Source organism: Shewanella seohaensis, from assembly GCF_023283775.1.
Taxonomy (GTDB): Bacteria; Pseudomonadota; Gammaproteobacteria; order Enterobacterales; family Shewanellaceae; genus Shewanella; species Shewanella seohaensis.
Map to the genome: position 1 here is coordinate 76024 of NZ_JAKILE010000007.1, position 25323 is coordinate 101346.

Consider the following 25323-nt stretch of genomic DNA (forward strand, 5'->3'; position numbering starts at 1 on the left):
AGTTCATCGCTTGCCTTATCTACTCGTATTTTTAAACGATAAGCGATTGATCATTAAGAGGGTTCAATCGCTCTTAAATGTTGCCTTACCGAAAGGTAAGAACCCAGCCAACCTAAGAAGGAGGCTAAGCCCACTAATTGTAGCAGTTCGGTAAAGGTCAAAGACTTCATCTCTAACTGACTGCCGTACAAACCGAGCAGCTCAGCGAGGGCAGAATCTAGATACCAAACCAATAAGTTAATGATAAGCCAAGCCAATACACCGCCAATGACGCCGTACCAAATGCCCGTATAAAGGAAGGGGCGTTGAATAAAGGACTCAGTGGCGCCAACCAGCTTCATCACTTCAATTTCGGTGCGACGGTTCATAATCGCTAAGCGAATGGTGTTACCTATCACCAACACCACGGCGAGTACCAGTAGGGCTGCAATCGCCATCACGGTACGTTCGAGTAAGCGCACCACGGCTTGCAGACGCTCTAGCCATTCGATATCTAAGCGGCCAAAACTGATTTCAGGCTCGCGCTCCAGCTTAGACAACAACTCACGGGCACCCACTGGGGTGGAATAACGCTGAGTGGGCGTCACGGTAATCACCGCTGGCAGCGGGTTCTTATCGAGATAGGCTAACGCCTCACCAAACCCCGACAGGCGCTGAAACTCTTCGAGCGCTTGGTTGCGGTCAATATACTGCACCTTTTCCACTTCGGCATAGGCTCGGATGCGGGTCAGTAAACTTTGAATCGTCTGCTCGCTGCGATTTTCATCGATAAACAGTGAAATCTCCGCCGCGCTGTTCCAAGAGCTGGTAATGGTCTCGGCATTTTTCACTAACACTTGCAGCGCCGCAGGTAAGCTTAAACTCACTCCGAGAACCGCCATCGTCATCAGAGAAGAGACTGGGCTGCGCCACAACTCACCCATACTCGCCATGGCTTGCTGCACATGACGAATAAAAAACATCACGATACGCCCCGAAATGGGCAACTTGCTGCGCGTTAATTTAGCGTTGTCACTCATTGCGCATCACCTCGAGCAGTCGCGTGTCCATGGTGTAATTCCTGTGCGCCGAGCATACGCCCTTGTTTCAGGGTAAAAGTGCGGTACTTCATCCGCGCGATCAGTCCCAGATCGTGGGTAGCGATAAGCACGCTAGTGCCTGCATCGTTAAAGGTTTCGAATAAGCGCAAGATATCCATCGACAACTTAGGATCTAAGTTGCCCGTCGGTTCGTCGGCCAGCAATAGTGGCGGTTTATTCACAATGGCGCGGGCGATACCGACACGTTGCTGCTCACCACCGGATAACATGATGGGGTTATGGCGCTCTTTGCCATACAACCCCACCATATCCAACGCGCCAGCGACACGTTTGCGGATCTCACCGTGGGAGAAACCTTCAATCACTAACGGTAAGGCCACGTTGTCGAATACGCTTCTGTCCATCAATAGATGGTGGTTTTGAAAAATCATCCCAATATTGCGGCGCAAATAGGGCACGTGTTTAGGGCTGATTTTGGCAATATCGTGACCATTAATCGCCACCCGGCCGGTAGTTGCACGCTCGATCACTGTGATTAATTTCAACAGGGTACTCTTACCCGCGCCCGAATGGCCGGTTAAGAATGCCATTTCACCTTTTTGTAGATGAAAATTCACCTCTTCCAGTGCCATTTGGCCACCAGGATAAATCTTACTGACCTGCTGAAAATCAATCATAAATTAGCTATCCGCTTTCTCTTGAGTGAACAAGGCATCAATAAATTCTTTAGAATTAAAGGTACGCAAATCATCAATTTGCTCACCCACGCCAATATAACGTAGCGGGATTTTAAATTTGTCGGCAATCGCAAATACCACGCCGCCCTTGGCGGTACCGTCGAGCTTGCTGATGGTCATGCCGGTGACGCCTACAGCCTCTTGAAATAGCTGCGCTTGGCTAATGGCATTTTGGCCCGTGTTCGCATCTAAGGTCAGCATCACTTCGTGTGGCGCCTCTGGATCGAGCTTCTTCATCACCCGCACCACTTTCTTTAACTCTTCCATCAGATGCGACTTGTTTTGCAGACGACCCGCGGTGTCGGCAATCAAGATATCAATCTTACGGGCCTTAGCCGCTTGCAGCGCATCGAAGAGTACCGAGGCACTGTCTGCGCCCGTATGCTGAGCCACCACGGGAATATTATTACGTTGACCCCAAACCTGTAATTGCTCAACCGCTGCAGCGCGGAAGGTATCGCCCGCCGCTAACATCACAGACTTGCCCTGACGCTGATATTGCTTCGCCAGTTTACCGATAGTGGTGGTTTTACCCACACCGTTAACGCCAACCATTAGAATCACATAGGGACCGTTAGCATTTTCAGGTACCAAAGGGATAGCGACAGGATCGAGCGTCTTCTGCATTTCATCACGCAGCAAATCATAGAGTGCTTCGGCATCCTTTAGTTGCTTGCGAGACGCATGTTCAGTCAGGCTCTGGATAAGGCGTGAAGTGGTTTCGACACCCACGTCGGCGATTAATAGCTGTTCTTCCAGCTCTTCAAACAGATCATCATCAATTTTTTTACCACGGAATAACCCGATGAAACCGCTACCAATATTTTCGCTAGTGCGCATCAAGCCGCGTTTTAGTCGCGCGAAAAAGCTTTCTTTGGCGGGTTTTGCTTGAGGTTCGGGTTGTTGTTCAAGGGGTTGTTCAGCTTGGATCTGTGCAGCGGCAACTCGCTCTGCTTCTGCTTGGGCTTGGGCTTGGGCTTGGGCTTCTGCAGCCTGCTGCGCAGCGACTCTTTCCGCTTCTGCTTTTTCTGCGGCTAACAGCTCAGCTTGCTCTTCGGCAATGCGCTGGGCTTCCGCTTCTGCTTGAGCTTTTGCAACTTGTTCTGCGGCAACTCTTTCCGCTTGCGCTTGGGCTTGCTCAGCGGCTAACTGCTCAGCCTGCGCTTGCTCCGCCGCTAGGCGAGCGGCTTCGGCCGCCTGTTGTTCGGCTAAACGTGCAGCTTGTTCTTCGGCAACACGCTGGGCTTCCGCTTCTGCTTGAGCTTTTGCGGCTTGTTCTGCTGCAACTTTTTCCGCTTGGGCATTTTCAGCGGCTAACTGCTCTGCCTGCGCTTGCTCCGCTGCTAAGCGCGCGGCTTCAGCCGCCTGTTGTTCGGCTAAACGTGCAGCTTGCTCTTCGGCAATGCGCAGGGCTTCCGCTTCTGCTTGAGCTTTTGCTGCTTGTTCTGCTGCAACTCTTTCCGCTTCTGCTTTTTCGGCTGCTAATTTGTCGGCTAGAGCCTGTTCGGCGGCTGCCTGTTCAGCCGCGAGACGGGCTTCTTCAGCTTGCTGCTTTGCTAATGCTTCGGCTTGCTCGGTTTGCGATGGAGTAGAGACTGGGGTTTGCTCGACAACCTCATCTTGTGATTTATCTTTACGAAACCAGGAGAAAAAACCTTTCTTTGCCATGTGTAATTCCAGCGCTCTACTTCAGTGTTGAATTTAAAATAAGACCCTGCCGTTATACCAGATTACCGCGGCAATTACGCCCAAAAAGTCGGCAATTAGTTCTGCTCTATCAGCCTTCTCACCTTTTACTAGGAGTTTGATATAAAATAGTGGCCTTTATAAAGGTGGCATAGTCTACCACTTTCTTTCTTCAGGCAAAATCACGGGGGCACTTTGGCTAATAATCGTGCAAACAACAAGCAAGTGACCAAGAGTCAAACGGCCAACAAGAAAGCCGGTAGTGGGCAAGTGCGGATCATTGCCGGGCAATGGCGTTCGCGCAAACTGCCCATCCATGATTTAGACGGCCTGCGGCCGACCACAGATAGAGTCCGCGAAACCCTCTTTAACTGGCTTGCCAATGATATTGCCCACGCAAGGGTGCTCGATTGCTTTGGTGGCAGCGGCGCCTTGGCGCTTGAGTCTCTCTCACGCTATGCCAGTTACGCCAAGATTATCGAGTTGCAACGTCCTGCCGCCATGCAACTTAAAGCGAATCTCAATACCCTCAAGTGCGACAATGCCGAGGTACTCAACGCCGATACTTTAGTCGTGCTGCAAAATGGCTGCGAGCAAGGGTTTGACGTGGTGTTTATCGATCCGCCTTTCCGCAAAGGCTTGGCAGAAAAAACCATTCAACTATTGGACAGCCAAGGTTGGCTTAATGATGGCGCGCTAATTTATGTGGAGATTGAGTCGGAATTAACTCAAATGGCAGTCCCTGCAACTTGGCAACCGCTCAAGGATAAGACCGCAGGACAAGTCAGCTATCGCTTATATCAATACCAAGCCGAAGACTCTCAGGCTAACACCGAGGAATAGCATGTCGTTTCTGATCAATATGGGCAAAGCCATTACCTTAATCGCGTGGCTGATGATGGCTTATAACCTTGTTATGCCTTTTGCAGGCAATATCGGCATTATTCTCAATATCTTGCTCGGCATTACTTGCTTGATGCATTGCTTCCAAGTTGCCATCTTCCATATGCTGTTTAAAAACCTGCTGACGCTACGCAAGCAAGATTATCTGCAAGTATTTATCTTCGGCGTATTTAGCCTTTTGGCTTTTCGCAAACAGGTTTTATCCCAATCCAATTAATGCTCGGCAAGCAAAAAGCCCTCTTTCGAGGGCTTTTAATTTTCATATCAAGCTATTGAAGCGCTAAACCTTATCCTTTTGGATAGGGGTGAGCGACACCTTTGTGACAATCCACACAGGTCTTTCTTGCTTCAGGATCTTTCTTGAAGTTGTTGCTGTGCATTCTCACAGCCATTGGCTTCATAGTGTCAGGCTGGTTCTCATAAATACGAGTATGGCAGTGTTGGCAGTTTGCAGAGTCATTACCACGGAAGTAAGCCAATGCTTTGTCTGCTTGCTCTTTGCGGTTTTCATCTAACCAAGCTTGAGTGTTAAAGCCATCGATCGTTAAGAAACCGTATAAGTCTTTAGATACGATGATCTTCTTAATTAAGTAATCCACTGGACCGTGTGGTAAGTGGCAGTCTTGACACTGTACTGTCACACCCGCACGACCACCGCCGTGGGCAGAAGCTAACACTTCATCTTTCAATGAGTGGTTGCTATGGCAGCTCATACAGAATGCGTCTTCGCTTGTCGCATGTAAGGTTTGCTGGGTTGCAAAGTAGCCCACAACACCGACAACAATACCGACGACGATCAGCGCCAGGATGGAATATTTTGCGCTTGGTTTAAATAGTGCACGCCAGTTCATCACTCTATCTCCAAAAAATATTGTCAAAATTAGTTTTTATAAGACTATTTTATATTTTTTCATTTATTAGAAATTTGATTTTAAGCCTAAAAATGCCCATTAATTTAAACTTAAAAGTGCAAAATGAGACTTAGGTCTAACTCTTAATACATAACTCACTCAACCCAGCTTAGCAGAGCTTGAGGGTACTTCAACTCACGCTAATACATTAATCATTATGCTAAGCGACCAATGATTAAGTACTACCTTATGAAGCTAAGGCAATGAAATCATTTTTAGAATACAAAAATGTGATCAAGACGACATTTAACCTGCGAAGCCACAGTGTGATACATAAAAAAACAAAATGAGTACGAAACTTTTCACCAACTTTAAAGGTCATTAGAGGTAGACATTATTTTATGTGAGTTTTTATGGCTAAGTTTTGGATCACCATAGCACTGTTATTTTCACTTATCGCCCAATCGGCGATGGTGAATGCTATGCCAACTTCAGCGATGAATGACTCCCACGATACGCCCAGCATGCAAATGGTCGATGGCAAGATGAAGTGTACTATGCCCGATTGTCCTTCGGACGAATGCATGCTGCATTGCCAAGACTCCCTCACCAACCACTGTAAAACCCATTGTCTCGCACAACTTTATCTCTCTACGTCACAACCCCAAATCGCACTGATGAATCATGCGAGTAAGCGTATTGCAGTCCAAAGCTGGGCGATTCAAACGGCCGATCTCGGGTTAACCACACCCCCTCCCAACTCCAATTTGCTGTAACCGATCTGTTTTAAGTTTTAGCAATTAAATCGATTCAATATTTCGCGATGATGACGCCACGATTGCGCACTCACGCGATATAGCAAATTTTTGGAGTTTATTATGAAAACCACTTTAATCAACAAAACCTTAGTTGGCGCGACTTTAATCATGAGCTCTCTGGCGATTAGCATGACGGCTAACGCAGCAACCCTAAAAGGTACAGAAACACTCAATGTTGTCAGCATTAATGGTCAAGCCACTAAAGCGTTTAAACCCGTTGAACTGCCCGAAGGTAAAGTACTGGTTGAAGTTAAATATCAAGATGTATTCAACTACCGTGCGGACGACAGCGGCACTTGGGTGAAGTCGGAACCTTTATTCTTTACCTTAGATGTTGCATCTCAGTCTAATTACCAAATTAGCACGCCTAAATTAATCAGTGAGGCGGATGCGAGACGTTTTATTAAAAATCCCAGCATTCAATTAAGTGTGGATGATGCGTCACCACAGCCACAGCCATTGCAAAACCACAGCCAATTAATGGCGGATATGTTGGAAAACCATCCCTCAAAATAATTAAACCGTAGGAGTTTATAAACAGGGGCATTAACTGAAATGTGAGTTAACTCATTGCAGGATAATGCCTCTATGCTAAAATCGAGCCGTTCATTATTTGGAATATTTATGCATCACACACTAGGTCGTTCACTATTAGTCATATTCACTTTACTCGCACTCGTCGGGCAAAGTGTTGCGTCTAATGGTCACGCGATGGTGATGCGCTCTATGGAAATGAGCGCTATGGTTCATAACCCTTCCAGCCAAGGAATGGACCATGCCGCCATGATGCAGATGAACACAGAGAACCGAGCTGATTCAGGTGCAATGGCCAGTACAGATTGCTGTAACGATCAAATGCTTCCCGGCGCGAAGCAGCACTGCTGTGATGGCACCACATCTTGTCTTAATGACTGTGGACATTGTTTAACGATTTCAGTTGCCGGCACTCTTTTCAGCCCACACCTTTGGCCCAGTGTTGGACTGAGTGATACCCCAGTGGCCACTCCTATGCCTCATTTCCACTCTATCTCCCTGTCTTCGGCCTTTAAACCGCCGATAGCCTAGCCTCATTGTGCCCTTTTTTCAGGGCGAACAACGCTAACAATTTATTTCGCCGTTTATTGTGGTGCACTAATAACTCAGCACCCAGAGTAAAGCAAAAGCGTAGTACTGATCCCGCTGACCGCTATGGCAGCCCTATTCGCGCAGGTTATCGGCGCAGAATAATGCCAGTCACGTTTTATGCACTCATATTCGGCTACCAAACCCGATGGAGTGAACAATATGAAAACCTTAACTAATCTTGCCTTAGTTGCATTTTTAATGACCAGCACCAGTGTGTTTGCTACGGCAACGCCCCATGAGCACCACCATGACAATGCCGCGCCACAGGAACAAGCTCAAACCTATGTTTGCCCTATGCACCCAGAAGTGACAGGTAACAAAGGTGACACTTGCCCTAAATGTGGCATGAATTTAGAGCCAAAAGCGACTGAAGAGAAAATGGCTGACGGTGCAATGCACAAAGACCACGCGCACCACTAAGCTAGGCTGGAGATGAGGCATATGAAGCAATTTAATAAAGTAAAAAAGCCGGGCCCTAAGGCTGTATTGATACTCAGCAGCCTACTGATGGGGACGCCTTGGTTAACCCAAGCGCAGCTCGTTAATGCCGCAACACAAGCTGAAGCGGGCCACGAACATGCGCACGATACTAATAGCGTAAATCAAGTCAAAACCTACACTTGCCCAATGCACCCCGAGGTCGAAAGTCACGAACCCGGCCGTTGCCCTAAGTGCAATATGTTCCTCGTTGAGAAGGAAGAAGAGGAAGAGGCAAGCACTGCTGGCCAACATGCGGATCATCAAGCCAGTGGCGCAAGCCAAAATGCGGCGCAAGTCTTTGATACGCCAATGCCTAAAGCCAATAGCTTAGTCAAGAATCAAAGTTCAGGGGCAACCATTAAATACGTCTGCCCTATGCACGCCCACATTATTAGTGATGTGCCAGGCACTTGCCCTATCTGCGGCATGAATTTAGAAAAGGTTGAAACTGGCGGTAATACCCAAGAAATCAACCTCAATGTCTCGGGCAGCATGCAGCAAGCACTCGCCCTGAAAGTGGCCGAGGTTAAACGCGATACCCTATGGAAATTTGTCGAAACAGTGGGCCAAATTGACTACGACGAGAGCCAAATCAACCATGTGCACGCCCGTGTTACTGGCTGGATTGAGACGTTGATGATCAAATCCGTTGGCGACTCAGTCAAAAAAGGCCAGCTGTTATACGAGATCTATTCACCCGATCTGATTAACGCCCAGGATGACTATCTGTTAGCGCTCGATACCGCCAAGTCTGCGGGTAATGGTAGCCGTTATCAGGATTTGGTCCGTAAAGCGGGATTACGCTTGTCACTACTTGGGATGAATGAAAAGCAAATTCAACAACTTGCAGACTCACGTCAGACCCAGTACCGCGTGCCTTTCTATGCCCTGCAAGATGGCATTGTCAAAGCACTCGATGTACGCGATGGCATGTATATCCAACCGTCTACTGAGGTGATGTCGGTTGTCGACCTTTCCAAAGTGTGGGTGATCGCCGATGTGTTTGAAAACGAACAAAGCTGGATTGCCCTAGGGCAAAAAGCCGAAGTCTCTGTTCCCGCCATGAATATCAGCGGTATCGAAGGCACCATTGACTATATCTACCCAGAACTTGACCCCATCACCCGCAGCTTAAGAGTGCGTGTGGTGCTGAATAATACCGATGTCTCCCTCAGACCTAAGACGCTTGCCAAGGTCTCGCTCTTCGGCGGGCCCAATAAAGATGTGTTAGTGATCCCGCAGGAAGCCCTGATCCAAACGGGTAAAGAAAACCGCGTGATAGTGAAACAGGCCGATGACAGCTTTACCGCTAAGGCCGTGACGGTCGGCATGATGAGCCAAGGTAAGGCCGAGATTGTCTCGGGTCTCAGTGAAGGTGAACGCGTGGTGACATCGGGACAATTCCTACTCGACTCCGAGGCCAGCCTCAAGGGCAGCTTAATGCGTTTAAGCAGCGGCCATCAGCACTAGGAGCGGATTATGTTGAAATATATTATCGAGTCCTCGATCAGACAAAGGCTCATGGTGTTGATTATCGCCATGATGATCACTGTCTGGGGGATACAGGAGCTGCGTAAAACGCCGCTCGATGCCCTGCCGGACTTATCCGATGTGCAGGTGATTATTAAGACTCCTTATCCGGGCCAAGCGCCAAAATTGGTTGAAGAACAAGTAACTTACCCTCTCTCAACCGCCATGTTAGCCGTGCCCGGTGCAAAAACCGTGCGGGGTTTTTCGATGTTTGGTGACTCTTATGTGTATGTGATCTTCGAAGATGGCACTGACATCTATTGGGCGCGCTCGCGGGTGTTGGAGTATTTAAGCCAGATCAGCAGTCGCTTACCTCAAGGGGTACAACCCTCACTCGGCCCCGATGCCTCAGGCGTGGGTTGGGTATTTGAGTACGCACTGGTCGATCGCTCCGGCAACTTAGACCTGTCTCAGCTCAAGAGCTTGCAAGATTGGTATCTCAAACTCGAGCTACAAAGTGTTGCCGGCGTCTCCGAAGTTGCGACCGTCGGCGGCATGGAACAAACCTATCAGATAGTGCTTGAGCCGGACAAAATGGCGATTTACAAGCTCGATATCGCCGCCGTTAAGCAAGCGATCGATAAAGCCAACAGCGAGGCAGGTGGTTCTGTGGTCGAAATGGCCGAAGCCGAATACATGGTGCGCGCTAAGGGTTATCGCCAAACCTTAGAGGATTTCCGTGAAATTCCTTTAGGGATCACTAGCCCATCCGGCACAGGCTTGTTGCTTAAGGATGTTGCGACCGTCCGTAAAGGCCCTGCTTCTCGCCGTGGTATTGCCGAGCTAGATGGTGAAGGCGAAGTCGTAGGCGGCATTGTGGTCATGCGTTACGGTGAAAACGCCCTCGCAACTATCGATGCGGTCAAAGCTAAACTTGAAGAGTTAAAAACCGGTCTGCCTGACGGCGTGGAAATCATTCCAACCTATGACCGTTCGCAACTGATCCAAAAGTCCGTCGACAACCTGTTCAGCAAAGTAGTCGAAGAAATGCTGGTCGTAGGCTTAGTGTGTCTGCTGTTTTTGCTGCATGCGCGCTCAACCTTAGTGGCTGTGATCACCTTGCCGCTGTCGATTCTCATCGCCTTTATCGTGATGAACAAAATGGGCGTGAATGCCAACATCATGAGTCTTGGCGGTATCGCTATTGCTATCGGTGCGGTCGTTGACGGTGCCATCGTTATGATCGAAAACCTGCACAAACATTTGGAGCATTTTAAAGCCGAGCACGACCGTGAACCTTCGGTAAAAGAGCACTGGCGCATTGTGACCGAGGCTTCGATTGAAGTCGGCCCAGCGCTATTTTTCTCGCTGATTATCATCACCTTAAGCTTTGTGCCCGTCTTCGCGCTAGAGGCGCAGGAAGGACGCTTATTCGCACCGCTCGCCTACACCAAAACCTTTGCTATGGCCGCGGCCGCATTTTTATCTATTACCTTAGTGCCGATTCTCATGGGTTACTTTATCCGTGGGAAAATCCCAAGCGAGCGCAGTAACCCCATCAGTCGCGTGCTGATTGCCCTGTATCAACCGGCATTAAAACTGGTGCTTAAGTTCCCTAAAATCACCATAGTGCTTGCCTTAGTGGCATTGGCGAGCGCTTGGTATCCTATGACGCGTATGGGCAGTGAATTTATGCCCGCCCTCGAAGAGGGGGATTTACTCTATATGCCAACGGCACTACCAGGGATCAGCGCCAGTAAAGCCGCCGAAGTGCTGCAACAGACCGACCGTTTGATTAAAACCGTCCCTGAAGTGGCCCGCGTATTCGGTAAAGTCGGCCGCGCCGAAACTGCAACCGATCCCGCGCCGCTGACCATGCTCGAAACCACGATTATGCTCAACCCCCATGATGAATGGCGTGAGGGCATGACCTTAGACGGCATCATTAATCAGTTGCAGCAAACGGTGAAAGTGCCCGGGCTAACCAACGCTTGGGTGCAACCAATTAAAACCCGTATCGATATGCTGTCGACGGGGATTAAAACCCCCGTGGGGATTAAGATCACTGGCGCCGATGTCAATGAGCTACAAACCCTAGGCGCTAAGATTGAGGCTATCTTAAGTAAAGTGCCGCACACCAAATCGGCCTACGCCGAACGCAGTGGTGGCGGTCGCTATATTGATATCAGCCCCAAACTCGATGTAGCCGCCCGCTATGGCATGACACTACAGGATATCCAAGATGTAGTACGTTACGCGATTGGCGGTATGGATATTGGTGAGTCGGTGCAGGGCTCAGAGCGCTACCCCATCAACCTGCGTTACCCACGCGAACTGCGTGACAATATCGAGAAACTGCGCGAACTGCCGGTGATCACTAAATCGGGTCATTATTTGCCACTGCGTAATTTGGCCGATATCGAAATTACCGATGGCGCGCCTATGCTTAAGAGTGAAAACGGCCGGTTAATTTCGTGGGTGTTTATCGATATCGAAGGCACTTCGATTGGTGAATATATCGCGGCCGCCAAAACAGCCTTGGATGAGGAACTCGTGGTCCCAGCTCGTTACAGCTACAGCTTTGCGGGTCAGTACGAGTACATGCAGCGGGTCGACGCTAAACTCAAGCAAGTGATCCCTATGGCACTCGGGGTAATCTTTATCCTACTGATGATGACCTTTGGCTCGACCATGCAGGCCAGCATTATTATGCTCAGCCTTCCCTTCGCCCTCGTGGGTAGCACTTGGTTGTTGTATCTGCTCGACTACAACATCTCGGTCGCCGTCGCCGTGGGGATGATCGCCCTTGCGGGGGTCGCCGCCGAATTCGGGGTGGTGATGTTGGTGTACCTCAATAACGCCATTAAACATCGGCAGGAGAAAAACACCTACCACACCGTCGAGGACTTAAAAGAAGCCTTGATTGAAGGTGCGGTCATGCGTATTCGACCTAAAGCAATGACGGTAGCAACCATCTTCTTCGGCCTCTTGCCCATCATGTGGGGCGCAGGTTCGGGTAACGATGTGATGCAAAAAATCGCCGCTCCTATGGTCGGCGGTATGGTCACGGCACCGATATTGTCGCTGTTTGTTCTGCCTGCACTGTATCTGTTGATCTACGCTCGCCAAATCAATAAAGCAGAATAACCCTTTGCTTTAACTGACCATAACCCCTAGCGAGATTAACGCTAGGGGTTATGTTTTTTGAATTCGAAGTAGCTTTTCAGTCCATATCCTATTCGCGTATTCGGTAATTTCACTGCACAATAGCAGCTTGCAACATCATGTGTTTGTACCACCGCCTTAGCAGAAAGGACGCCAGCGAATGACAGCTTTATTTTCTCTTCCCATCCACAACCGCGCAGGTATTTATCGCCATAGCTTTGGCTTGCTGGGGCTGTTGTTGATAGGTTTTACGCCCATCGCACTTCAGGCGGCCCCTGCCTCGGGAGAGTTTGTCGCCAACAAGCGCTGTGAACTGTTTCAGTCTAAAAATAAACAAACCAATCCCGATGATTGGCAGAGCAATATTGGCGAGCGTTATCCCGTTGCCGAAATTTTAGGCAATAGCAGTAATCCCGATTGGCTTAGGGTGCGAACTAATGCCAACAGCTCGCCACTGCGTTGGATAAAAGGTGATTGCGGACAATACAATGCCGCAGCTACAGCGCCCGCCGAATCCATAGCGACCGCTCAACCAGCCGCTAATGTCGAGCCCGCGCAAACAAACCTCACTAGCGAGAGCATGGCGGTTAAGAGTGAAAACCCGCAAGAACGTGGCACGCCAGAGAAGCGCCAAGGCAATGTGTGTCAAATCGAAGATAACTACGACTCCAATGTGCTCGCCCTGAGTTGGCAGAGCACCTTTTGCGAACTCTATGGCAGCCGTAAACCTGAGTGCCGCGCCTTAAGCCAGAACAGTGATGCGCCTCAGTGGCAACACTTTAGCCTGCATGGCCTCTGGCCGAATCGCCAGCAATGTGGCACCCGTTACGGCTTTTGCAGCAGCGTGAAACAACAACCGAGTGATTTTTGTGATTATCCCGAGGTGACGCTCAATGCCTCCGTCCAAAAAAATCTCGAGGAAGTGATGCCAAGCGCCCGCTACGGCAGCTGTTTAGAGCGTCATGAATGGTGGAAACATGGCACCTGTCGCAACCAAGACCCTAATGACTACTTCTTACTGGCGACTCAGCTGACACAGGAAGTGAATGCCTCTGCATGGGTACAACAATTTATCCATGAAAGAATCGGTAAAAAAGTGACTCAACAGGAGCTAAATCAGAGCTTTGATGCCAGCTTTGGCCAAGGTGCGCACACTAAAGTCACCCTAGACTGCGCCAAAGGACTCTTGAGTGAAATTCGCATTAACCTGCCTCAAGTCATCAACAACTCCGACTCTTTGCCGAGTCTGCTCGCTAAGGCGCCGAAGGCGAAAAAAACCAATTGCCCGGCCACACTGTTTATCGACAATCCAAACTAACCGCATACAGCCAGTGGCGAGGTATATCGCCACTGGCAACCGCTTATAAACCAAGAGGCTAAAAACGGTTATCCCTCCCAAACGCCCTCGCCCAATATTAACGAAACTTCATTTAAGCTGTCCCTTTACCTCAGGATATGTCTCCTATACTCAAACAAGCCGTGCCTAGTACAGGAGCTAGCGCTTTAATCCAAGCCATGGAAGACAAGTTTATTCTGAGGTAACTATGTTTTCTATCAATCAGTTAACGCTCACTAAAAAGCTTGCTATCGTTCCTGTCTTTCTCGTTGCCATGCTTATCACTTTAGGGGTATTAAGCTACTTTGCCCTGACCGACATTGATAATCGGATGCGCGCTGTTACTGAAGATCTTGCCCCAGAAAGCGATCTCACCAGTAGCCTGCTACAGGAAATTTATCGCCTGCGCCTCACGGTAAAAACCTATGTCAAAACCGGCTCCAGCGAGACGGCAGCCGAATTTAGCGCCCAAGACAGCAAAACCCGTGACATATTGGCAAAGGCCAAAGCCCATATAGATAATCCTGAACGAACTCAAATGCTTGAGCAGATCATTGCCCATGAAAAAGAGTATGTGGATATTTTTAATCGCCATGTCGTGACTAATCAGCAGCAAAGGGCCAAGCTAGTCACCGGCATACTCGATGTCAAAGGGCCCGAAATCGAGAAAATTATCTCCCAGATCATGCAGTCTTCTTTTACCGATGGCGATGTTCAGGGCGCCTTCTTCGCCGGTAAAAATCTGCGTGAACTGCTGTTGGCTTGCCTCTATGTCAGCAAGTTTCTCCTCGATAACCAAGCCGATCAGGCGCAGCGTTTTCGGGACGAAATCGTCAACACTCATACCACTATGGATGAGCTTGCCGCCGCGCTCGATAATTTGAGCTATCAATCACAAGTCAAGCAAGCCGCCGGACTACTTAGTGAATATGAACAAGCGGCCAACGGGGTCTTTGAGGCGATTAACAACCGCAATCAAGCCATAGTGCAGCTCGATAATATCGGCATCGAAATGGCGCAGATAACCTCAGATCTGCAAGACAATACCATGAAGTCTCTCTCCGAAGCGGGCGATATCGCCGCCAAGGAAGTCAGCCAAAAAATCATCTTTATCAACATTATCCTGCTGATCGCGATTCTGCTTTCCGCCTTTATTACCGTGATAGTGACCCAAAGCCTGCTGCGCACCATACGTGAAGTGGTGGCGCTACTGAATGAAATCGCCGATGGCGAGGCCGATCTCACCCAGCGCCTCCCCGTAAACGGCCATGACGAACTGACCCAGCTGGCCAAAAACTTTAACCGCTTTGTGCTGCGGATCCAGCAGTTAGTGGCCGAAGTCAAAGACACGACTGTTCAAATGGTTAGCGCATCAACCCAGTTAAACAGTGTGACTCACAGTGCAACTCAAGACATGAGTTCACAGCAGAATGAAACCCAACTCGTCGCCTCGGCCATCACCGAAATGGCCGCCAGTGCCGTCGAAGTCGCAGCCAGTGCCGATACTGCCAATAAGCTCTCAGAAGATGCCAAAGCACAAGCCCTCCTCGGCCGCGAGACAGTCACCCGCGCCACCCATTCGATGAGGGAACTGGCGAGCAAAGTCGAAGCCTCGGCCACCACCATAGAGCAGTTACGTAACGACAGCGATAAGATTGGTGCCGTGTTAGATGTGATCCGCGCCATTGCCGAGCAAACCAATCTGTTGGCGCTCAACGCGGCCATCGAAGCGGCGCGGGCAGGCGAGCAAGGACGAGGCTTTGCCGTGGTGGCCGATGAAGTACGTTCACTTGCCAGCAGAACGCAAGAATCGACCAAGCAAATCCAGCAAATCATCCAAACACTGCAGGATAGATCGGGCTCAGCGGCGACCATGATGGGACAAAGCCGAGAAGCCACCAACAGCACGGTCGAGCAAGTAACCCAAGTGGAATCAGCCCTCTCGACTATCACCGAAATGGTCATGTCGATCACCCACTCGGTCTCGCAAATGGCCCACGCTGCCGAGCAGCAGTCGACCGTGGTGGAAGAAATTAATATGTCGATCAACAGCGTGAATGACAGCGCCAACCGTACTCTGACGGGGGTTAAACAGGCTGCCAGCTCTGCCAATGGCTTGCTGGGGATAGGTCAACAGCTGGATGGTTTAGTGAGTGAGTTTAAGGTGTAGCCAGTAGCGGATAAAGGAATAAGCGCATCGACATAAGACCATATAAAACCTAGGTATGACTCAATAAACCTAGGTTTTATTGTCGTTTATGCTGAAATCTCTCCTCGCCAGCTTAAGATAGCGCATTTAACTTGATGACCGCAAAAGTTGCCCCTTGCGCGTCGGCAATCACCGCAAAACGTCCCACATCGGGGATATCGCTTGGCGGCACGCATAGCTGTGCGCCCAGCCCCTGCGCCTTAGCGGCAAAAGCATCACAATCCGCCACCACAAAATAAGGCATCCAATGGGCGGGGATCTCGCCCCATTCTGGCATCATTTTCATCATGCCCCCCATAGACTGACCGTCGATTTGCCACTCGGTGTAATCGATGCCGGGCACATGGCTAGGAAGTGCGGTCCAAGGATACACTTGAGTGTAAAAACTGGCTTCGGCGCTAGGTTCGCGGCAGGCCAGCTCCACCCAACATAGAGTATTTTCTTCACCTTGGCGACGCGAGCCAGAGTGATTTTTCGCTTGCCACAGGGCAAAACGTGCGCCTTCGGGGTCGCTCACCTGCGCCATCACGCCCGCATCCCCCACCACGTGCGGTCCCATGTGTAATTGCCCACCCGCAGCTAGGATGGCGGCAACCGTTGCTTCGATATCCTTAACCGCAAAATAGATCCGCCAATGGCTAGGGATCTGTGGTTCCGACTCAGGGATTTGATACATGGCCCCTAAATCGTCTCCCTCCAGATTGAACAGCGAGAAATGACCATTAGGAATCGCCATTTCCACCGCATTCCAACCAAACAGTGCATGGTAAAACGCCTGTGCGCCCTGCCAGTCATGGCTCGCCAGTTCGACCCAACAGGCCTGTCCCTGTGCATACTGAGTAATCCTCATTGCAGACTCCAATCAAACAGATAATGTGTTCGAGTTAAGCTGGAGTTTGTGCAACTGTCCAGTTTTGGCGATAAAAAGATGAATATAAAGAAAAAGCCCTCAATTTGAGGGCTTGATTCGTAGGCGAAATACTTAGGAGAACTGCGGCAATAAATTCGCCATCGCGAGTAGATGACAAGCCCCTGTCACCACGCCATATAGCACCACAAGGATAATTAACGGCGTGCCACCAAAGACTCTAAAACCTTGATGGTTAGGGAACTGCTGTCTCGATTTATAGGCCATCAGTGCTGGCACTATGACGGCCCAAACGGTTGCCGCTAAGGCTGCGAAACCAATGGCAACCAAAAAGCCATCGGGGAACAGCAAACCTAATATGGTCGGCGGCACAAAGGTGACGATTGCCGTTTTCATCCGCCCCGAGCGCGTATCGTCGAACCCAAATAAATCGGCCAAATAATCGAATAAGCCTAAGGTCACGCCAAGGAAAGAAGACGCCACAGCCAAGTTAGCAAACAGGGTTAACATGCTGTTTAACCAGCTACTTTCCATCACTTTCGACAAGGCGCCGACTAACACACCCATATTACCACCCTGGGCAATAATCTCACTAAATTGGCTGCGGGGAATGTTGCCCATAGTGGCGACTAACCAGCAGGCATAAATGATCAGTGCGATGAAAGTGCCGACGAAAATCGCTTTGATGATGGTCGATGAATCTTTGCCATAGTACTTCACCAGACTCGGCACGTTGCCATGGTAGCCAAAACTTGCCAAGCCAAAAGGCAAAGCAGCCCACAGATAAGGCATATAGCTTTGATTGCCATCCGGTTCGAGCAACTTAGTCACATCAATCTCGATCAGTAAATTACCAATCGCGAGGAAGAAAGTGATGATCATCCCGCCGAGCATTATGGTCGTAATACGGTCCACCGCCTTGGTGCTGATCAACACGATACAGGCCAGCACAACCGCAAATACTAATCCAGCAACACTTTGGGGTAACTCAATACCCATACCCTGTAGGCTATGGTTAACAATCGAGCCGCCGCCACTGATGTAGGCGTAGGTTAAGATGTAAAGCACGAAGGCAATCGATACCCCATTCACGATCCGCCAAAACTGGCCTAGGGTTTCCTTGGTCAGGGTATCGAAACTCGCTCCCGGCTCGAAATGCAAGTTGGTTTCGAGCAGTAACAATCCCGACATCAACATGCAGAACCAAATACCGAGTAACATTAGTACCGAGTAGCCAAACCACATGCCAGCGCCCACAACGGGCAAAGAAAACATCCCCGCCCCGACTGTGGTGCCGGCAATAATCATGGCACCACCGAGCAAAGACTTGCCCACCGGCTTATTCTTCGCCGCATTCATATGGTTAGCCATTAAACGATATGCTCCGCGGTCACGCTCGCAACTATGGTTTGTCTCACTGAGGCTCTGAGTAAGCTATTGGCTTGATCGCGAATGCGCTCAACGTCGGATTTATCTTCCTTCTCGGAGAAATAACCCAACTCTTTAAGCTTAACACTCAAGGTGTTATAGAGTTTCTTGTCGTAGAATTCTGGCGCGGTAATTCCATGCAGCGCCCCTAAACGTTGGGCCAGCAGATGGCTTTCAGACTCCAGCTCCGAACGCTCCATCTTAGGTCTGTGGGCCAGCAGATTGAAGATAATCGCATAGCGTTGCAAGGTTTCGCTAACGCTTCCGGCCAGCAACAACATTTGACTGGTGTGCTCGGTCACCACCGACAGCGTATCGCTTTCCTGCACCAGCCCCTGCTCAATAAACAGATCCAGCACTTGATTCACATAACTTGGGAGGTCCTTGATACCCATGAATAACTCCGCCTTCAGTAGCGGATAGAAGTCACTCACAATCCCTAGAATATGGGCTCGTGAAATCTGCTTATTGTTGGTTAAGCAGCTGGCAATCAACGACGGGATGATAAATAAGTGGATGATATTGTTACGATAGTAAGTCATTGAAATCGCTTGATTCGCGTCAATAGATACTATCTCACCCAGAGGATCGGCATTGATGGAGAACTTATTCAGCTCTAATCCTTGTTGCACTAAGTGCTTGCCATCACCTTCGGCCACCGACGTAAACGAAGTGTAAGGCACACGCTTAAGCAGTGTCAGGTACAAATCTAACTGACGCTCGAGCAAGCAACGCTCTAGGGCATTTTGCTCCGACGCCAACAGCACTAAGCTGGTCAAGGTGATAGAACTGGCCGCGGCAGCATCGTTAATGCGGGTCATTACACGATTCGCTAACACGTTGACCGCTGGGGTTAACCAAGTCGGTTTTTGCTCGGGATCGTCGGCCACTTCAGTTCGCCAGTTAGGCGCAGTTTCATTCAAGAAGTTTTGCAGTGTAATCGGCTCACCAAAGTTGACATAACCTTGGCCAAAATTACCTAATTTACGAATAGCACCAAAGACTTGCCATACAGATTCTTTCTGTTTTTTCTTACCGCTCAGCTCTTTATGATAAGTCGCCACTTCCATCACGTGATCGTAGCCTAAATACACAGGCACTAAGGTGACAGGGCGTTCGATACCACGCAGCACACTGTTGATCGTCATGGCGATCATGCCCGTTTTCGGCGCCAATAGACGACCGGTGCGAGAACGGCCACCCTCAGAGAAATACTCAACCGAATATCCCTTAGCAAACAGCTGATCGAGGTATTCACGGAACACGGCAGTATAGAGTTTATTGCCGTTAAAACTACGGCGAATAAAGAAAGCGCCGCCACGGCGGAATAGCGGCCCCGCAGGCCAGAAGTTTAGGTTAATCCCCGCCGCAATATGCGGTGGCACCATGCCTTGGTAATACAGAATGTAGGATAACAGCAGGTAATCCATATGGCTGCGATGGCAAGGTACATAAACAATTTCGTGACCATCATGGTGCAGTTGACGGATTTGCTCGGCACCTTTGATATTGATACCGCTGTAGAGCTTGTTCCATAACCAAGTTAAGAAACGCTCGGCAATACGCACTAGGCTGTCGGAATAATTCGCTGCAATTTCATCAAGATATTCAATTGCAGTTTCACGGGCTTGGGTTTCAGAAATCTTCTTACTCGCCGCCTCTTCCTGAATCGCCTTGCGTAAGGATTCGGATTTCAGCAGGGAGTGGAACATTGCCTGACGATTCGGCAGCACAGGCCCTGTCATCACTTTACGTTGGCGGCGGAAATGCACTCTGGCCACCCGCGCCAGTTTATGGGCAATCCCCATATCGGTGCCGTGTTCGTCGGCCATGTAACGCAGCGATACCGCATTCGAAAACTGCACAAAGTTGTGACGGCCCAAAAAGAGGATCATCAAGCACTTACGTAACCAAGTTGGATTCTCGCGCTCAAGCACAGCCGCCTTCATGGTGTCGTCTTCTTTACCCGGAGTACGGCCCCAATACAGACTCACAGGCACCAGCTGAATATCTAACTCTGGCTTTTCCTTATGGACGGCCAACAGGCGCATAAAACATTCTAGGAATGGCTCATTACTGGCACGCTCGCCAAACAAAGGCTTACGGCCTTCGAGGCAAACGACGCGGGGCGCGACAACGCCATTTACCACAAGCGGCTCGTAGGGGCTTGGCAAACCCAGCTTAGTGGTGATCTCGCTTAACGCAGCAATATCACTCAGGGATTCTGTTTTCATTACATAAGCAAGCGGTCTGGACGCGTCCAGATTCAGATCGGCAAAAGGATCCTGCGGCACAACAATAGTGTGCACTAAGTGTTTTTGGATCCAGCGTAATGATTTCAACCAAAGAGAGTCTTGTTTAGGCATTATTCTTATGCAATGTAAGTACGTTCATTAGCCCCATAGAATACCAGATTCTAGGGAATATTCGCTAATACTCTCCAATCGCGTTAAAAAGTGGTTAATACTTGCACTACGAATAATACTGTATATACTAACAGTAACTGTATAGAAAAACAGGAAAGAACATGAGACCGTTGACGCCACGCCAAGCCGAAATTTTAGAGCTGATTAAACGTAATATTGCCGAGACTGGCATGCCACCCACCCGGGCCGAAATCGCCACCCGTTTGGGTTTTAAAAGTGCAAATGCCGCCGAGGAACACCTTAAGGCATTGGCAAAAAAAGGCTGCATCGAGATCATGCCTGGCACTTCCCGCGGGATCCGCCTCCCAGTTGAGGAAGAAGATAACAGCGAATCTGGCTTACCACTGATTGGTCAAGTGGCTGCGGGCGAACCTATCCTCGCCCAAGAGCATGTCGAACAGTATTACCAAGTCGACCCCAGCATGTTCCACCCAGCCGCCGATTTCTTGCTGCGCGTCAGAGGCGACAGTATGAAGAACATCGGTATCCTCGAGGGAGATCTGCTCGCCGTTCATAAAGTACAGCAAGCGCGCAATGGCCAAGTAGTTGTTGCTCGCGTTGATGATGATGTAACAGTTAAACGCTTTGAAAAGAAAGGGAATCTTGTTTATCTACATGCTGAAAATGAAGATTACTCCCCGATTAAAGTCGATTTAAGTTTCCAAAGTCTAACAATTGAAGGGCTCGCCGTAGGGGTGATCCGCAATGGAGATTGGCTATGAACAAACTACTAGGTAATGCCCCGCGTCACCCCGGTTTATGGCTTGATGCGGTACGCGAAACCGATACAGACTGGCAGCATACGCCTATCATTACTATGCCCACCGAGAGCCAAGGGCGCCAAGAGCTAATGCAGCTTAGTAAGCAATTGGCACAACTGAGCCAACAAGGCCGCTGGGTCGTGCTCATCAATCCACCCAGTATCGGCTACAAGCAGTTACTGGCCAACGCTGGCGTGCGTATGGATCGTGTACTCTTAGTCCATGCGAAAGATGAAGTCGAAACACTTTGGGCCATGGAAAAAGCGTTAACCAGTGGCACTTCCAGCGCAGTAATTACTTGGATCCACTCACTCGATGCCCGCGACAATCGTCGTTTGCAAATTGTGGCCAAGAGCGCCCGCGCCATGGGAATCGTGCTCGAAGGTGTCGTAAATCACTCACCTACAGACGCGACACTCAAGCAACCAGCTCACTTTGCCCAAGGTAGTTTTTTTAGCTCTGTTCATTAAAATTTTTGCACTGCGTATTTAGCCTTGAAAGCCGCCTCACCTGTGAATGTGGGGCTTTTTTTTGGCAATTTTTCAGACAATTAGAAAAAGAAGTGATCTTGATCAATTTTTAAACAGCAAGTATGTTTGATTCAGGCGAGCATAATATATCGCCCGTTTAGGCAAAAAATATCGACGATTTATCGAATATCTCTTGCCCACAAAAATCGAGAATAATGGGTTTATTCAGCAGTATGTGCCAGTGTGGCTAATACCAGCAGTAACAATACTTAATCAAAAGTAAGCCGCCAACGCACGTTGAAGTCAGAGAAGCTTTTTTGGGAACTGAAGAGTTTGCATAGAGTTGAGACTTACTGTGTTGCTCTTCTTTGTAGTTGCTATTCGCAATTGGCAGAGGAGAAGTCTTGTGAAGCAATGGTTGTATTGTTTACTCGTGGTGCTATTCGCCCCACCGTTGGCCGCAGCGGACATGCGGTTCAACATGACCCCCGGCGTAACAGAAATCAGTGGCAAGGTTTATCACTTACACATGACGATTCTGTATATCTGCTGCGCAATAGGCCTAGTGGTTTTTGGCGTTATGATTTATGCCATGATCAACCACAGAAAATCCAAGGGCGCGGTCGCGTCTCACTTCCATGAGAGCACAAAAGTCGAAATCGCGTGGACGATTATTCCTTTTGTCATTCTGATCTTAATGGCGATTCCCGCCACGAAAACTCTGATTGCCATGGAAGATCCCAGCAATGCCGATCTCACGGTAAAAGTAACAGGTTCTCAATGGAAATGGCATTATAGCTACTTCGATCAAGATATTGATTTTTACAGCATTCTAGCAACACCAAGACCTCAAATCGAAGGTAGTGAAGCCAAGGGTGAGCACTACTTACTCGAGGTAGATAAACCCCTAGTATTACCCATCAATCGTAAAATCCGCTTCTTGATGACCTCAGAGGATGTCATTCACTCATGGTGGATGCCCGCCTTTGCGGTTAAAAAAGACGCTAATCCAGGTTTTATTAACGAGGCATGGACCCGTATCGACAAACCCGGCATTTACCGTGGCCAATGTGCCGAGCTTTGCGGTAAAGACCATGGCTTTATGCCGATAGTGGTACAGGCATTGCCCGAAGCCGAGTTCGATGCTTGGGTTGTAGAACAAAAACAAGCCGCCAATGCCACAGCGCAAGCCGCACAAGCCGCGTTATCGCAAACACTGACTAAAGAAGAGCTGATGGCTCAGGGTGAGCAAGTTTACCTCGGTCACTGCGCGGCCTGTCACCAACCAAATGGTGAAGGGCTACAGGGGGTATTCCCGCACCTCAAAGGCAGCCCCATTGCGACCGGACCATTAAGTGGCCATCTTGAAATCGTGCTCAATGGTAAAGCAGGTACGGCCATGCAAGCCTTTGGCAAACAATTAACGACCCAAGAGATTGCTGCAGTGATTACCTATGAGCGTAATGCGTGGGGCAATAACACGGGGGATGCGGTGCAAGCCAAAGACGTTGATGCCCATAAATCCGGTGGCACCAATAGCGAACCAGTAGCAACGACTCCGCCCCCAGCAACCACCGATGCGCCAAAGCCTGCGACAGAACCCGCCGCCAGTGTCGACCCCGCGACTCTTCCTACGCTTAGCCATGATGAACTGATGGCCGAAGGGGAAAAGACCTATGCCACGATTTGCGCCGCCTGCCACCAGCTAACGGGTGCAGGTATGCCACCTGCCTTCCCCGCCCTTGCTGGCAGCGCTATTGCTACGGGTCCAGTCGCCAATCACATCGACATTGTGATGCACGGTAAACCGGGCACGGCGATGCAGGCATTTGGCACACAACTCACGCCACAACAGCTTGCCGCCATCATTACCTATGAGCGCAATGCATGGGGCAACAATACTGGCGATACAGTGCAACCCGCTGATATTGCTCGCCATGGACAGTAGGGGATTAAGATGAGCACACTGACTCAAGATCAAATTGCCGCCCATGATGAACACCATCACGGTGCACCTAAAGGCATCATGCGCTGGTTACTCACCACTAACCACAAGGACATTGGCACCCTGTACCTATGGTTTAGTTTCATTATGTTTTTAACCGGTGGTGCGATGGCCATGGTGATCCGCGCCGAACTCTTTCAGCCCGGATTACAACTCGTTGAGCCTAACTTCTTTAACCAGATGACCACAGTTCATGGGTTAATCATGGTATTCGGCGCCGTGATGCCGGCCTTTACAGGGCTGGCTAACTGGCTGATCCCGATGATGATTGGTGCGCCAGATATGGCACTTCCTCGGATGAACAACTGGAGTTTTTGGATCCTGCCCTTCGCCTTTACTATTTTACTGAGCTCACTGTTTATGGAAGGCGGCGGCCCTAATTTCGGTTGGACCTTCTACGCACCACTCTCGACCACTTATAGCCCTGACAGCACAGCATTATTTGTTTTCTCTATTCATATCATGGGGATAAGTTCGATCATGGGCGCCATCAACGTGATCGTCACCATAGTCAACCTACGCGCTCCCGGCATGACCTGGATGAAGTTACCGTTGTTTGTCTGGACTTGGCTGATTACCGCCTTCTTGCTGATCGCCGTGATGCCCGTACTCGCGGGCGCCGTTACTATGGTGTTAACCGATAAGTTTTTCGGTACTAGCTTCTTCGAGGCTGCAGGTGGTGGTGATCCTGTGATGTTCCAGCATATCTTCTGGTTCTTCGGTCACCCCGAAGTCTACATCATGATTCTGCCTTCCTTCGGCATTATCTCCGCCATAGTTCCAGCTTTCAGCCGTAAACCATTATTCGGCTATTCATCCATGGTGTATGCCACGGCGAGTATTGCGATTTTGTCCTTCCTCGTGTGGGCGCACCATATGTTCACCACCGGTATGCCTGTGTTTGCTGAGTTGTTTTTTATGTACTGCACTATGCTGATTGCTGTGCCTACTGGGGTAAAAGTGTTTAACTGGGTAGCGACCATGTGGCGCGGCTCATTGAGTTTTGAAACCCCAATGTTGTTCGCGGTGGCCTTTATTATCCTGTTCACTATTGGCGGCTTCTCTGGCCTGATGCTCGCCATCACGCCAGCCGACTTCCAATACCACGATACTTACTTTGTGGTGGCTCACTTTCACTATGTGTTAGTCACCGGTGCGATTTTCTCCATCATGGCGGCGGCCTATTACTGGTTGCCAAAATGGACCGGCCATATGTACAGCGAAAAGCTCGGCCAGTGGCATTTTTGGTGCTCGGTGATTTCGGTCAACGTGTTGTTTTTCCCGATGCATTTCTTAGGTCTTGCGGGTATGCCAAGGCGTATCCCCGATTACTCGATTCAATTTGCCGATGTAAACCAAATCGTGTCGATTGGGGGTTTTGCCTTTGGTCTTTCTCAGCTGATTTTCCTCGTGCTGGTGATTAAGTGCATTCGGGGCGGTGAAAAGGCGCCCGCCAAACCTTGGGAAGGCAGCGAAGGCTTAGAGTGGACCCTACCCAGCCCTGCCCCCTACCACTCTTTCACCACTCCACCCGAGGTGAAATAA

21 protein-coding genes are annotated in these 25323 nt (G+C 49.6%); 14 read left to right on the top strand and 7 right to left on the bottom strand.

Going from position 1 to position 25323, the window contains the following annotated elements:
- Nucleotides 1-53: 53 nt before the first annotated feature.
- The 3 genes from ftsX to ftsY are packed head-to-tail and all read right to left on the bottom strand — an operon-like array spanning nt 54 to nt 3445.
- Nucleotides 54-1019 (bottom strand): permease-like cell division protein FtsX, encoded by a 966-nt coding sequence (gene ftsX, locus L2713_RS09880; RefSeq protein ID WP_011624493.1) that lies wholly within the window; start codon nt 1017-1019, stop codon nt 54-56.
- Nucleotides 1016-1717, bottom strand: a complete 702-nt coding sequence (gene ftsE, locus L2713_RS09885; protein WP_011624494.1) for a cell division ATP-binding protein FtsE — start codon at nt 1715-1717, stop codon at nt 1016-1018. The genes ftsX and ftsE overlap by 4 nt, the downstream gene beginning before the upstream one ends.
- A 3-nt stretch (nt 1718-1720) precedes the next feature.
- Complete coding sequence (gene ftsY, locus L2713_RS09890) at nt 1721-3445, bottom strand: signal recognition particle-docking protein FtsY (RefSeq protein ID WP_248967759.1); 1725 nt, start codon at nt 3443-3445, stop codon at nt 1721-1723.
- Nucleotides 3446-3658: 213 nt separating this feature from the next.
- Here ftsY and rsmD point away from each other — a divergent pair, with 213 nt between their 5' ends.
- Nucleotides 3659-4306: a 16S rRNA (guanine(966)-N(2))-methyltransferase RsmD gene (gene rsmD, locus L2713_RS09895; protein ID WP_089068778.1), complete on the top strand. Its 648-nt coding sequence runs from the start codon at nt 3659-3661 to the stop codon at nt 4304-4306.
- Nucleotide 4307: 1 nt separating this feature from the next.
- Nucleotides 4308-4583: a DUF1145 domain-containing protein gene (locus L2713_RS09900; protein WP_109286735.1), complete on the top strand. Its 276-nt coding sequence runs from the start codon at nt 4308-4310 to the stop codon at nt 4581-4583.
- Between the two features lie 70 nt (nt 4584-4653).
- Here L2713_RS09900 and cymA read toward each other — a convergent pair whose 3' ends face one another.
- Entirely contained in the window at nt 4654-5217 is a 564-nt protein-coding gene (gene cymA / locus L2713_RS09905; protein ID WP_086902435.1) for a NapC/NirT family cytochrome c CymA, read from the bottom strand.
- Nucleotides 5218-5630: 413 nt separating this feature from the next.
- Between cymA and L2713_RS09910 the strand changes: the two genes are divergently transcribed.
- The 8 genes from L2713_RS09910 to L2713_RS09945 all read left to right on the top strand — a co-directional run bounded on the left by L2713_RS09910 (nt 5631) and on the right by L2713_RS09945 (nt 15781).
- On the top strand, nt 5631-5993 hold the full coding sequence (locus L2713_RS09910; RefSeq protein ID WP_248967760.1) for a hypothetical protein: 363 nt from the start codon (nt 5631-5633) through the stop codon (nt 5991-5993).
- Between the two features lie 102 nt (nt 5994-6095).
- On the top strand, nt 6096-6551 hold the full coding sequence (locus tag L2713_RS09915; RefSeq protein ID WP_248967761.1) for a DUF2057 family protein: 456 nt from the start codon (nt 6096-6098) through the stop codon (nt 6549-6551).
- Between the two features lie 72 nt (nt 6552-6623).
- Nucleotides 6624-7100 (top strand): hypothetical protein, encoded by a 477-nt coding sequence (locus L2713_RS09920; protein WP_011624501.1) that lies wholly within the window; start codon nt 6624-6626, stop codon nt 7098-7100.
- Nucleotides 7101-7319: 219 nt separating this feature from the next.
- Complete coding sequence (locus L2713_RS09925; RefSeq protein ID WP_023266436.1) at nt 7320-7580, top strand: heavy metal-binding domain-containing protein; 261 nt, start codon at nt 7320-7322, stop codon at nt 7578-7580.
- A 21-nt stretch (nt 7581-7601) separates the two neighbouring features.
- Nucleotides 7602-9110, top strand: a complete 1509-nt coding sequence (locus L2713_RS09930; protein WP_248967762.1) for an efflux RND transporter periplasmic adaptor subunit — start codon at nt 7602-7604, stop codon at nt 9108-9110.
- Between the two features lie 9 nt (nt 9111-9119).
- Nucleotides 9120-12257, top strand: a complete 3138-nt coding sequence (locus L2713_RS09935) for an efflux RND transporter permease subunit (RefSeq protein ID WP_248967763.1) — start codon at nt 9120-9122, stop codon at nt 12255-12257.
- 178 nt (nt 12258-12435) lie between these two features.
- Nucleotides 12436-13593: a ribonuclease T2 gene (locus L2713_RS09940; protein ID WP_248967764.1), complete on the top strand. Its 1158-nt coding sequence runs from the start codon at nt 12436-12438 to the stop codon at nt 13591-13593.
- A gap of 226 nt (nt 13594-13819) precedes the next feature.
- Nucleotides 13820-15781 carry a methyl-accepting chemotaxis protein gene (locus tag L2713_RS09945; protein ID WP_248967765.1) on the top strand — a complete coding sequence of 654 codons (1962 nt, stop codon included), beginning with the start codon at nt 13820-13822 and terminating at the stop codon, nt 15779-15781.
- Nucleotides 15782-15893: 112 nt separating this feature from the next.
- On the opposite strand, the gene L2713_RS09950 is transcribed toward L2713_RS09945, so the two are convergent.
- From L2713_RS09950 to plsB, 3 genes are all read right to left on the bottom strand, one after another.
- Complete coding sequence (locus tag L2713_RS09950; RefSeq protein ID WP_248967766.1) at nt 15894-16670, bottom strand: VOC family protein; 777 nt, start codon at nt 16668-16670, stop codon at nt 15894-15896.
- Between the two features lie 132 nt (nt 16671-16802).
- A complete protein-coding gene (mtr, locus tag L2713_RS09955; RefSeq protein ID WP_248967767.1) occupies nt 16803-18059 on the bottom strand; it encodes a tryptophan permease in 1257 nt (418 codons plus the stop codon).
- Nucleotides 18059-20482: a glycerol-3-phosphate 1-O-acyltransferase PlsB gene (gene plsB, locus L2713_RS09960; protein WP_086902444.1), complete on the bottom strand. Its 2424-nt coding sequence runs from the start codon at nt 20480-20482 to the stop codon at nt 18059-18061. Before plsB ends, mtr begins: the two co-directional genes overlap by 1 nt.
- A gap of 161 nt (nt 20483-20643) precedes the next feature.
- Here plsB and lexA point away from each other — a divergent pair, with 161 nt between their 5' ends.
- The 4 genes from lexA (at nt 20644) to ctaD (ending at nt 25323) form a co-directional block, all read left to right on the top strand.
- Complete coding sequence (gene lexA, locus L2713_RS09965; RefSeq protein WP_011624510.1) at nt 20644-21264, top strand: transcriptional repressor LexA; 621 nt, start codon at nt 20644-20646, stop codon at nt 21262-21264.
- Entirely contained in the window at nt 21261-21773 is a 513-nt protein-coding gene (locus L2713_RS09970) for a cell division inhibitor SulA (RefSeq protein ID WP_248967768.1), read from the top strand. Before lexA ends, L2713_RS09970 begins: the two co-directional genes overlap by 4 nt.
- Before the next feature lie 406 nt (nt 21774-22179).
- Nucleotides 22180-23721: a cytochrome c oxidase subunit II gene (coxB, locus tag L2713_RS09975; RefSeq protein WP_248967769.1), complete on the top strand. Its 1542-nt coding sequence runs from the start codon at nt 22180-22182 to the stop codon at nt 23719-23721.
- A gap of 9 nt (nt 23722-23730) precedes the next feature.
- Entirely contained in the window at nt 23731-25323 is a 1593-nt protein-coding gene (ctaD, locus tag L2713_RS09980) for a cytochrome c oxidase subunit I (protein WP_011624513.1), read from the top strand.